The organism is Achromobacter sp. RW408 (assembly GCF_003184165.1).
Taxonomy (GTDB): domain Bacteria; phylum Pseudomonadota; class Gammaproteobacteria; order Burkholderiales; family Burkholderiaceae_B; genus Achromobacter; species Achromobacter xylosoxidans.
The window spans coordinates 483,102-491,387 of the sequence record NZ_QHHO01000022.1 but is presented as its reverse complement, the minus strand read 5'-3'; the positions used below and the strand labels follow the sequence as shown (position 1 = coordinate 491,387).

The 8,286-nt window shown below is 68.4% G+C and carries 7 protein-coding genes; 1 reads left to right on the top strand and 6 read right to left on the bottom strand.

What is annotated here, in order from left to right:
* Nucleotides 1-36: 36 nt before the first annotated feature.
* The 4 genes from DK459_RS04515 to prfB form a co-directional block, all read right to left on the bottom strand.
* Nucleotides 37-360: a hypothetical protein gene (locus tag DK459_RS04515; protein ID WP_020928310.1), complete on the bottom strand. Its 324-nt coding sequence runs from the start codon at nt 358-360 to the stop codon at nt 37-39.
* Between the two features lie 15 nt (nt 361-375).
* A complete protein-coding gene (gene lysS / locus DK459_RS04510) occupies nt 376-1,899 on the bottom strand; it encodes a lysine--tRNA ligase (protein WP_006386145.1) in 1,524 nt (507 codons plus the stop codon).
* Nucleotides 1,900-1,909: 10 nt separating this feature from the next.
* Complete coding sequence (locus DK459_RS04505; protein ID WP_006386144.1) at nt 1,910-2,665, bottom strand: SDR family oxidoreductase; 756 nt, start codon at nt 2,663-2,665, stop codon at nt 1,910-1,912.
* Between the two features lie 42 nt (nt 2,666-2,707).
* A protein-coding gene (gene prfB, locus DK459_RS04500; RefSeq protein ID WP_102949866.1) for a peptide chain release factor 2 occupies nt 2,708-3,812 on the bottom strand; the annotation gives its coding sequence in 2 pieces (ribosomal slippage) (nt 2,708-3,730 and nt 3,732-3,812; 1,104 coding nt in all).
* Between the two features lie 264 nt (nt 3,813-4,076).
* Between prfB and DK459_RS04495 the strand changes: the two genes are divergently transcribed.
* Nucleotides 4,077-5,387, top strand: coding sequence for an MFS transporter (locus tag DK459_RS04495; protein WP_110134497.1), 1,311 nt, complete (start codon nt 4,077-4,079; stop codon nt 5,385-5,387).
* A gap of 165 nt (nt 5,388-5,552) precedes the next feature.
* Here DK459_RS04495 and recJ read toward each other — a convergent pair whose 3' ends face one another.
* Complete coding sequence (gene recJ, locus DK459_RS04485; RefSeq protein ID WP_024069421.1) at nt 5,553-7,253, bottom strand: single-stranded-DNA-specific exonuclease RecJ; 1,701 nt, start codon at nt 7,251-7,253, stop codon at nt 5,553-5,555.
* A complete protein-coding gene (locus DK459_RS04480) occupies nt 7,235-8,173 on the bottom strand; it encodes a hypothetical protein (protein ID WP_110134496.1) in 939 nt (312 codons plus the stop codon). The genes recJ and DK459_RS04480 overlap by 19 nt, the downstream gene beginning before the upstream one ends.
* Nucleotides 8,174-8,286 lie beyond the last annotated feature (113 nt).

Sequence of the window (8,286 nt, the reverse complement as noted above, 5' to 3'; positions counted from 1 at the left end):
CGCCAGAGAGGCGCGGGACCACGGGGTCCGTCGGCGCTAGGCCTTGCGCTTGAGGAAGGCGCCGACGCCGCAGGCCACCGCGATCGCCAGCAGGGCGCCGGCGATGGTCAGGAGGAAATCGGCTTCGCCATGATAGCCGCCGCCGGTCACGCCGCCGGCGACGCTGCCCATCCACAGGACCGCCGTGACCAGCGCGCCCGTGATCGACAGCGCGGTGGCCAGGCACAGGGCGATGAACAGCGGCGCGCGGCGCACGGGCGCCGCGGCGCCGTGGTAGCCGCCGCGGGCGCGACGCGGTTGCATCACCATGTAGAACAGGGCGGCAACCACCGCCGCCAGCATCAGGATCTTGAGGATCACGATGCCGACCGCGTCTTAGTCTTCACGGCGCAGGTGCGGGAAGAGGATGACGTCGCGGATGCTGGGGCTGTCGGTCAGCAGCATCACCAGGCGGTCGATGCCGATGCCGCAGCCGCCCGTCGGGGGCATGCCGTATTCCAGCGCGCGGATGTAGTCGGCGTCGTAGTACATCGCTTCCTCGTCGCCGGCGTCCTTGGCCTCGACCTGCGAGCGGAAACGCTCGGCCTGGTCTTCGGGATCGTTCAGCTCGGAGAAGCCGTTGGCGATCTCGCGGCCCGTCATGAACAGCTCGAAGCGCTCGGTGATGCCCTCGCGGGTATCGGAGGCACGCGCCAGCGGCGACACCTCGACCGGGTAGTCGATGATGTAGGTGGGGTTCCACAGCTTGGCTTCGGCCGTTTCCTCGAACAGCGCCAATTGCAGCGCGCCCAGGCCGGCGCGCGCCAGCACCGGGCCATCGGCATCGGCGCCCAGCTTCTTGAGTTCGGCGCGCACGAAGGCGACGTCGTCCAGTTGCGCCTGGGTGTAGCCGGGGGCGTACTTGAGGATGGCTTCGCAGATGGTCAGGCGGTCGAACGGCTTGGACAGATCCAGCTCGCGTTCCTGGTAGGTCAGCACGGCGCTGCCGGTGGCCGAGATGGCGGCCTGGCGGATCAGTTCCTCGGTGAAGTCCATCAGCCAGCGGTAGTCCGCGAAGGCCGCGTAGAACTCCATCATCGTGAATTCCGGGTTGTGGCGCGGGCTCACGCCTTCATTGCGGAAGTTGCGGTTGACTTCGAACACGCGTTCGAAGCCGCCGACGATGAGGCGCTTGAGGTAGAGCTCGGGCGCGATGCGCAGGAACATTTCCATGTCCAGCGCGTTGTGGTGCGTGACGAAGGGCTTGGCCGCCGCGCCGCCCGGAATCGGGTGCAGCATGGGCGTTTCGACTTCGAGGAAGCCGGCGTTCAGCATGAACTGGCGGATGCTGCCCATGGCCTTGCTGCGCGCCTCGAAGGTGCGGCGCGTGGCGTCGGTCATGATGAGGTCGACGTAGCGCTGGCGGTAGCGCAGTTCCTGGTCGGCCACGCCGTGGAACTTGTCCGGCAGCGGGCGCAGCGACTTGGACAGCAGGCGCGCCGTGGCGGCGTGCACCGACAGTTCGCCCTTGTTGGTCTTGAAGACCGACCCTTCGACCGCGATGATGTCGCCGATGTCCCATTGCTTGAACGCGGCGTAGCTGTCTTCGCCCAGCGTGCCGCGGTCCAGGTAGATCTGGATGCGGCCGGTGCTGTCCTGCAGCGTGGCGAAGCTGGCCTTGCCCATGACGCGCTTGAGCATCATGCGGCCGGCGACCTTGACGGTGACGGGCGCGGCGGCCAGGGCTTCCTGCTCCTGGTCGTCGTACTTGTCGTGCAGGGCCGCGGCGCGGGCGTCGGGGACGAAATCGTTGGGATACGCGACCCCGGTCTCGCGCAGTTTGGCCAGCTTGGCGCGCCGTTCGGCGATCAAGCGGTTTTCATCCTGGGCGGTTGCCGGAGCGGTCGTGTGGTCGGTCATGGTCGGGGGATCAGTCGTAATTGCGGATGTCGTCGATTTCGGTGGTGCCGAAGTCGTCGCGATCCAGGTAGGCGAGGATGCGGGAGGCCACGTTGGCGGGCGAGGACAGTTTGCCGCTGGCGTGGAAGTCCTGGAACTTGGCCAGCGCCGGGAAGCTCTTGGGGTCGCTGGAACGGATGGCGGCCTGCATGTCGGTGTCGACAATGCCGGGGGCCAGCGAGACGACGCGCGCGCCGCCTTCGCCCTGTTCCTGCTTGACCACGCGCGAGTACATGTCGAGCGCGGCCTTGGTGGCGCAGTACACGCCCCAGCCGGCATTGGGATTGCGGCCGGCGCCGGACGAGATGTTGAGCACGCGGCGGTCGGCCTTGAGATCTTCGACCGCGGCCAGGAAGCGCGCGGTCAGCAGCATCACGGCCGTCACGTTCAGGTTGAAGGCGGCGGCAATCGCCGGGCCGTCGATCAGCGCGTCGGTGCCGGACACGGGATGCACGGTGCCGGCGTTGTTGATCAGCAGGTAGCGGCCGGCGTCGCGCGGCAGCGCGTCGCAGATGCGGCGCGCTGCCGCTTCCGCCGCGGCCAGGTCCGACAGGTCCACGGACAACTGTTCAAGCTGCGCGTCCTGCGAGCGGGCGTAGGCGGCCAGCTCGGGGTCTTCGCGGCGCGCCAGGGTGATCAGGCGGGTGCCCGGTTTGGCCAGGCCGCGCGCCATGGCGGCGCCGATGCCGCGCGAGGCGCCGGTGAGAATTGCGATGGTGTCGGACATGCGTGGACCCTCGGGGGACGGTGGACGGAAGTATCGCGGAACTTACACGCCTTGCTTGAGGCTGGCCTGGATGAAGGGATCCAGGTCGCCGTCCAGCACTTTCTGCGTGTTGGAGATTTCGACGTTGGTGCGCAGGTCCTTGATGCGGCTCTGGTCCAGCACGTACGAGCGGATCTGGTGGCCCCAGCCCACGTCGGTCTTGGAGTCTTCCAGCTTTTGCTGCTCGGCCATGCGGTTGCGCATTTCCAGTTCGTACAGCTTGGACTTGAGCATCTGCATCGCTTCGGCGCGGTTGCGGTGCTGCGAGCGGTCGTTCTGGCACTGCACCACGATGCCGGTCGGGATGTGCGTCAGGCGCACCGCCGAGTCGGTCTTGTTGATGTGCTGGCCGCCCGCGCCCGAGGCGCGATAGGTGTCCACGCGCAGGTCGGCCGGGTTCACTTCGACTTCGAAGGAATCGTCGACCTCGGGGTAGACGAAGACGCTGGCGAACGAGGTGTGGCGGCCGCCCGAGGAGTCGAACGGGCTCTTGCGCACCAGGCGGTGCACGCCGGTTTCCGTGCGCAGGTAGCCGAAGGCGTATTCGCCCTCGAGCTTGATGGTGGCGGACTTGATGCCGGCGACTTCGCCCTCGGATTCTTCCAGCACTTCGGCCTTGAAGCCCTTGCGCTCGGCGTACTTGAGGTACTGGCGCAGCAGCATCGAGGCCCAGTCCTGCGCTTCCGTGCCGCCCGCGCCGGCCTGGATGTCCAGGAAGCAGTTCAGCGGATCGGCCGGGTTGGAGAACATGCGGCGGAATTCGAGGCTTTCCAGCTTTTCCTGGAAGCCGTTGGCGTCCAGCTCGATGGATTCGAGGGTGGCGTCGTCGTTGTCGGCGGCGGCCAGCTCGAACAGCTCGTTGGAGTCGGCCAGGCCCGTGCCCAGGCCGGTGAGCGTTTCCACCACGTCTTCGAGGGCTTTCTTTTCACGGCCCAGGTCCTGGGCGTGCTTGGGGTCGTTCCAGACCGCCGGGTCTTCGAGCTCGGCGTTTACGACTTGCAGGCGTTCGGCTTTGGCATCGTAGTCAAAGATACCTCCGTAGAGCCTGTTCGCGCTCCGCGTAGTCGGCGAGGCGGGCTGCGAGCTGGTTCTGACGTTCGGCTTCCATGATGATTCCTGATGACTTTTGTGCGAAACCGGACATTTTACCGTGGTTGGGGCCACCCTGTGGGCCCGGCCGCGGAATGGAAGGGACGGATCGAAGCGAAAACACACTAGGGGTTTGCACGCACAGCGGCAAGTTGTTCAGTTTTTTGTCAACTACGGGGTTCTAGGCTTGACGCGCCGGCCCATGCGTCCCCTCGGGGGCGGCGGGACCGCGCAAGCCGCCGGCAGACAGAGCCGGCCTGTCCCGTTAGAGGAGGAGACATTGATGGAACACACTATGGCCCCCAGGGTCTCGCCGGCGATCCCGGCGGCTGAGGAGGACCGGATCTATCGCAAAGTGGGGTGGCGGCTGGTGCCGCTGTTGGTCGTCTGCTACGTCGTGGCCTACCTGGACCGCGTCAACGTGGGCTTCGCCAAGCTGCAGATGCTGCAGGAACTCCAGTTCAGCGAGACGGTGTACGGCTTGGGCGCGGGGATATTCTTCATCGGCTATTTCCTGTTCGAGATCCCCAGCAACATCATCCTGCACAAGGTCGGCGCGCGGGTCTGGATCGCGCGCATCATGATCACCTGGGGCATCATCTCGGCCTGCATGATGTTTGTGACCAGCGTGCACATGTTCTATTTCCTGCGTTTCCTGCTGGGCGCGGCCGAGGCCGGGTTCTTCCCGGGCATCATCCTTTACCTGACCTACTGGTATCCCGCCGCCCGGCGCGGGCGCATCACCACCTTCTTCATGACCGCGGTGCCGATGTCCGGCCTGATCGGCGGCCCGATCTCCGGCTGGATCATGAATACGTTCCACGGCGACCACGGCCTGTCGGGCTGGCAATGGCTGTTCCTGCTCGAAGGCATCCCGTCGGTGATCATCGGCGTGCTGGTGCTGATGTACCTGGATGACCGCATCAACAAGGCCAAGTGGCTGACCGCCAATGAAAAGGCGGTGCTGATCCGCAATATCGCGGCCGAGGAGCAGCACAAGGAAGACCCGCCGATCCGCGCCGCGCTGGCGCATCCGCGCGTGTGGGCGATGGCGCTGATCTACTTCTCCTTCGTGATGGGACTGTACGGGGTGGGGTTCTGGATGCCGACGCTGATCAAAAGCACCGGCGTGCAAAGCCCGCTGGCGATCGGCCTGCTGACGGCGGTGCCCAACCTGTTCGCGGTGATCGGCATGATCCTGATCGCGCGCAACTCCGACCGCAACCGCGAGCGCCGCTGGCACGTGGCCATCCCGGCCCTGTGCGGCGCGCTGGGGCTGCTGTTCTCGGCGATCTGGAGCGGCAACACGGTGCTGGCCATCCTGGCGCTGACGGTGGCCAACATCGGCATCTGCACGGTGCTGCCGCTGTTCTGGAGCCTGCCGACCGCGCTGCTGGGCGGCACGGCGGCGGCTGCCGGGATCGCGCTGATCAACTCCGTGGGCAACCTGGCGGGCTTCGTCAGTCCCTACCTGGTGGGCTGGCTCAAGGACATGACCGGCACCACCAATACCGGCCTGTACATGCTGTCGGCGTGCCTGGTGATTGGCGCGCTGGTGGCGTTGGCGCAACCGGCCAGGCTGGTCAACAAGTAGCCGCGCGCGCCCGGGGCCGGCAAGCGACACGGGCGCATCCTCGCGGATGCGCCCGTTTTTATTCGGTATCGGCGAGAAGGCCTTTTGCCGCCGGGCCGCCCCAAGGCAAAAGCGCCCCCTCGGGGGGCAGCTAGCCCGCGCAGCGGGCGCGGCGTGGGGGCAACATCATGCAGCGTGTTCGATTACCAGCTGGACCGACACCATCCCGTTCCACACATTCTGCTCCAGCCGGTAGGCCGCCTGGATGCGTTCGGGCAGCGACTGGTCGTGGCCGAACCAGATGGCGTCGAAGCGCTGCTGGCCGCGTTCGAGCGACAGTTTCAGGTGCTTCTCGCCGACCAGGCGCTGGTTGCGCACCACGAACTCGTCCAGGAACAGCGGCGCGGCGAAACCCGCGCCCCAGACCTGTTGCTGCAACAGGCCGGCAACCTCGGCATTGGCGTAGCCGGATTCCAGCGAGCCATCGGTCTCGATGACCGGCTCGAAGCTGTCGCGGCCGGTCAGTTCGCGCACCGCCGCGTCGAAGGCGGGGGCGAAGGCCGGGAAGTCGTTGCGGCCCAGCGTCAGGCCGGCCGCCATGGCGTGGCCGCCGAACTTGCGGATCAGGTTGGGGTGGCGCTTGGACACCAGGTCGAGCACGTCGCGCAGGTGCACGTCGGGAATCGAACGGCCCGAGCCGCGGATTTCGTCGTCGCCGGCCGGGGCGAAGGCCAGGGTGGGGCGCCAGAATTTCTCTTTCAGGCGCGAGGCCACCAGGCCCACCACGCCCTGGTGCCAGCCCGGGTCGAACACGCAGACCGTGGCGCCCGGCGCGGCGTCGGGCGCCTCCATGGCGGCCAGCGCCTGTTCGCGCATCTCGGCCTCGATGCTGCGGCGTTCGCGGTTGATGTTGTCCAGTTCGCGCGCCATTTCCAGCGCCTGGGCCTCGTCGTCGGTGGTCAGGCAGGCGATGCCCAGGCTCATGTCGGCCAGCCGGCCGGCGGCGTTGATGCGCGGGCCCAGCGCGAAGCCCAGGTCGAAGCCGTTGGCGCTGCGCGGCTCGCGCCCGGCCACGGCGAACAGGGCGCGCAGCCCGGGTTGCAGGCGGCCGCTGCGCATGCGCTGCAGCCCCTGGGTCACCAGCAGGCGGTTGTTGGCGTCCAGCTTGACCACGTCGGCCACCGTGCCCAGCGCCACCAGGTCGGACAGCGCGTCCAGGCGCGGCCCGCCATCGGGGGCGTAGACGCCGCGGCGGCGCAGCTCGGCGCGCAGCGCCAGCATCATGTAGAAGATGACGCCGACGCCCGCCAGGTTCTTGGACGGGAAGCCGCAGCCCGGCTGGTTCGGATTGACGATGGCCAGGGCGTCCGGCAGCGTGTCGCCGGGCAGGTGGTGGTCGGTGATGACCACGCCGATGCCGGCGGCGTTGGCCGCGGCCACGCCGTCGACGCTGGCGATGCCGTTGTCCACGGTGATGATGATGTCGGGCTTGCCGGCGCGATGGCGGCAGGCCAGCTCGACCACGGCGGGCGACAGGCCGTAGCCGGTCTCGAAGCGGTTGGGCACCAGGAAGTCGACGTCGGCGCCCATGGCCGACAGGGCGCGCAGGCCGACGGCGCAGGCGGTGGCGCCGTCGCAGTCATAGTCGGCCACGATCAGCAGCTTCTTGCCGGCCTGGATGGCGTCGGCCAGCACGCCGGCGGCGTGGGTCGAATGGGTCAGGCCGGCCGGCGGCAGCAACGAGGGCCAGGCCAGCCTGGTCTGGTCGGGATGGACGACGCCGCGCGCGGCCCACAGGCGCGCCAGCAGGGGATGGATGCCCGAGGATTCCAGGACATGGCAGGCGGCGAGGTCGGCGCGGCGGACGGTTAAGCGGGGTGAGACCACCAGGCGCTCCAGTTTTTCTTGGGCGCGGGCAGCAAGCCGAGCAGGCCCCCGCGCGGTTTCAGGGTGAGGGTGGCGCTGCGATCGTCGCCCAGCAGCAGCAGTTCGGCGGGCGCGTCCGGCAGGCCCTTGGGACTGGCCAGCGCTTGCAGGCGCCGGTCGAGCGCGGCCAGGGCGTCGAGCCAGGCGGCCCAGTCGCCGGCGCGCTGCGCAGCGTGCAGCTCGGTCATGACCTGTTCCGGGCCGGCCGGGCGCATGGTCCAGGGCGTGCCGCCGCCATACAGCCAGAGGGCGTTGACCGGCGGCAGGCCGCGCGCGGCGCGGGCCTCGTTGGCCGGGTGCTCGTGCCACGACATCTGGATCTCATTGAGCAGACGGCGCCATGGCCGGGTTTCGGCATCCTGGCGCCACCAGTCGTTCAGGCGCTGGCCGGCCACCGCCAGGGGGCTGGCGGTCTGCGGCCGCAGACCGTCCGGCAGGCGCAGGCGCCAGCGGGAGGCCGACAGCGCCTGGACCGCGAAGCCGGTGTCTTCGAACAGGGGGCGGGCGGTGTCCAGCAGCGCGGCGGTTTCGTCGTCGCGCAGTTCCATCAGGGCGGGATCGAGCAGGGTGGCCTGGTCGGTGCCCAGGGCCAGGTGGACCAGTTCGGCCAGCCAGACAGGGCCGTCCGCGGGCTGGCCGGCGGCCAGCAGCGGGCCCAGTCCGGCGCCCGGCAGCAGGCCGGCCTCGGGCGTGTAGCCCGCCCGGCGCAGTTGCCAGGCTTCGAACGCGGTGCAGCCCTGGGTACGGATATCGTGGGCCTGGACCCGGGCGCTGCCGGCCTGCAGCCAGCGGTGCAGGGTGGGCGCGCGCTGGGGCAGCAGTTTGGCCAGTTCCGCGGCGACGGGAAGAGCGGGCAAGGCGCCCGGGATGACGATCAGCATGGGCAGGATTGTAGACGCAGGCCGGCATGGGAACTAAGCCCGGCTCCGACTGCCATAGCTTGTCACGGCTTGTCTTGCCTTCCCGCATTCCGGGGACGGTTTTACGGCCGGTT

Bases quoted from the DNA above. Each gene is read 5' to 3' on its own strand.
- DK459_RS04495 (WP_110134497.1), top strand. From the start codon at position 4,077: ATGGAACACACTATGGCCCCCAGGGTCTCGCCGGCGATCCCGGCGGCT.
- DK459_RS04480 (WP_110134496.1), bottom strand. From the start codon at position 8,173: ATGCTGATCGTCATCCCGGGCGCCTTGCCCGCTCTTCCCGTCGCCGCG.
- DK459_RS04505 (WP_006386144.1), bottom strand. From the start codon at position 2,665: ATGTCCGACACCATCGCAATTCTCACCGGCGCCTCGCGCGGCATCGGC.
- lysS (WP_006386145.1), bottom strand. From the start codon at position 1,899: ATGACCGACCACACGACCGCTCCGGCAACCGCCCAGGATGAAAACCGC.